The sequence below is a fragment of the Zoogloea sp. genome (assembly GCF_030157465.1).
Lineage (GTDB): Bacteria > Pseudomonadota > Gammaproteobacteria > Burkholderiales > Rhodocyclaceae > Zoogloea.
In genome coordinates, this window is the sequence record NZ_JAOAUU010000140.1 from 1 (window position 1) to 2,296 (window position 2,296).

Genomic DNA, 2,296 nt, shown 5'->3' on the forward strand with positions numbered 1-2,296 from the left:
TTGTTTGGTGACACCTCCGCGACAGTCCGCTCCCGTTCACGCCAGGAATCAAAGACCAGCCACCCGCCCGCCGCAAGCAGGAAAATGATGAGCACGCTGTGTGCGATGACAGAGCGTGCGAACGAGCCAGGTGGTGAGTAGAACGTCATGGCAGTGATTACGCTAGTTGCTCGGCATTATGACAGAGCAAGCGGCGCAGACTGGAACGGGCTCACCGGATTACGGGTCGTCGAATGACGGCCTTTTGGCGCCGAGGTCCGGCTTGGCTCTGTGGTGAGCCTGATCCTTCAAGCGCGCGGTTGTCGGCGCCGACACCCGGATCCTCGAACTGCCGAGATGCACCGTTTTCCACCAGGAAAACAGCGATAATGGCGGCCAATTCGTTTTGAACGCCATTTCAGGATTCCCCCATGGAAATCAAGGTCAACTTTCTCGACAAGCTTCGTCTTGAAGCCAAATTCGATGACTTCACGGTAATCGCCGATCAGCCCATCCGCTATAAGGGCGATGGCTCGGCGCCGGGTCCGTTCGATTACTTTCTGGCTTCATCGGCTTTGTGTGCGGCTTACTTCGTGAAGTTGTACTGCGAAACGCGCGGTATTTCTACCGACAACATCCGCCTGTCGCAGAACAATATTGTTGATCCGGAAAACCGCTACAAGCAGATTTTCAAGATTCAGGTCGAGTTGCCGGAAGATATATCCGCCAAGGACAGACAGGGCATTTTGCGCTCCATCGAGCGTTGCACCGTAAAAAAGGTGGTGCAAACCGGGCCTGAGTTTGTGATTGAAGAAGTGGACAATCTGGATGCCGATGCTCAGGCCTTGCTGACGCTGAATCCGGATTCGGAAGCACGCACCTGTATTGCGGGAAAGGATCTGCCGCTGGAGCAGACCATCGCCAATATGTCGGGAGTTCTGGCGGGCCTGGGCATCAAGATTGAAATCGCTTCGTGGCGCAATCTTGTTCCCAATGTGTGGTCGCTGCATATCCGCGATGCGCACTCGCCGATGTGTTTTACCAACGGCAAGGGCGCCAGCAAGGAAAGCGCGCTGGCGTCGGCCTTGGGCGAATATATCGAGCGACTGAATTGCAATCATTTCTACAACGACCAGTTTTGGGGGGAAGACATTGCCGCCGCGCCATTTGTGCATTACCCGGATGAGCGCTGGTTCAAGCCTGGCCGTAAAGATGCGCTGCCGGCCGGAATTCTCGATGAATACTGTCTGAAGATTTACAACCCCGATGGCGAGTTACGTGGCTCGCATTTGTACGACACCAACTCCGGCAATGTGCAGCGCGGCATCTGTTCGCTGCCGTATGTGCGTCAGTCGGACGGCGCGGTGGTGTATTTCCCGTCCAACCTGATCGACAATCTGTTTCTCAGCAATGGAATGAGTGCCGGCAATACGCTGGCCGAAGCACAGGTGCAATGCCTGTCGGAAATCTTCGAGCGGGCGGTAAAGCGCGAAATTCTGGAAGGTGAAATGGCACTGCCCGATGTGCCGCACGAAGTGCTGGCGAAATATCCCGGCATTCTGGCCGGCATCGATGCGCTGGAAAAACAGGGCTTTCCGGTGCTGGTGAAGGATGCGTCGCTGGGCGGGGAGTTTCCGGTGATGTGCGTCACCTTGATGAACCCGCGTACTGGCGGTGTATTTGCCTCGTTTGGGGCGCACCCAAGCCTGGAGGTGGCGCTGGAGCGCAGTCTTACCGAATTGCTGCAGGGGCGCAGTTTTGAAGGCCTGAACGATTTGCCTCGGCCCACCTTTGAAAGCAACGCCGTAACCGAGCCGAATAACTTCGTTGAACACTTCATCGATTCCAGCGGCGTGGTGTCGTGGCGTTTTTTCAGTGCCAAGGCCGATTACGAATTTGTCGAGTGGGATTTTTCTGGCCACGGTGAAAACTCCAATGCCATTGAGGCCGCAAGCTTGTTCGGCATTCTCGAAGGCATGGGCAAGGAAGTGTACATGGCGGTGTATGACCAATTGGGCGCAACGGCCTGCCGCATCCTGGTGCCGGATTATTCGGAAGTTTATCCGGTGGAAGACCTGATCTGGGACAACACCAACAAAGCCCTGCTATTTCGTGAAGATATCCTGAACCTGCACCGCCTCGACGATGCCAGCCTGGAAGCACTGCTTGAACGCCTGGAAGACAGTGAACTCGATGATTACATGGACATCATTACCTTGATCGGCATCGAGTTTGACGAAAATACGGCCTGGGGCCAGCTGACGATTCTGGAATTGAAGCTGCTGATCAATCTCGCCTTGAAGCAATTTGAAGCGGC

1 protein-coding gene is annotated in these 2,296 nt (G+C 55.3%); it reads left to right on the top strand.

All coding sequences use genetic code 11. The features are described from left to right. Positions 1 to 410: 410 nt before the first annotated feature. Positions 411 to 2,296 (top strand): OsmC domain/YcaO domain-containing protein (locus tag Q1W26_RS17350; RefSeq protein WP_300442745.1); only part of this gene is annotated, 1,886 nt, incomplete at its 3' end.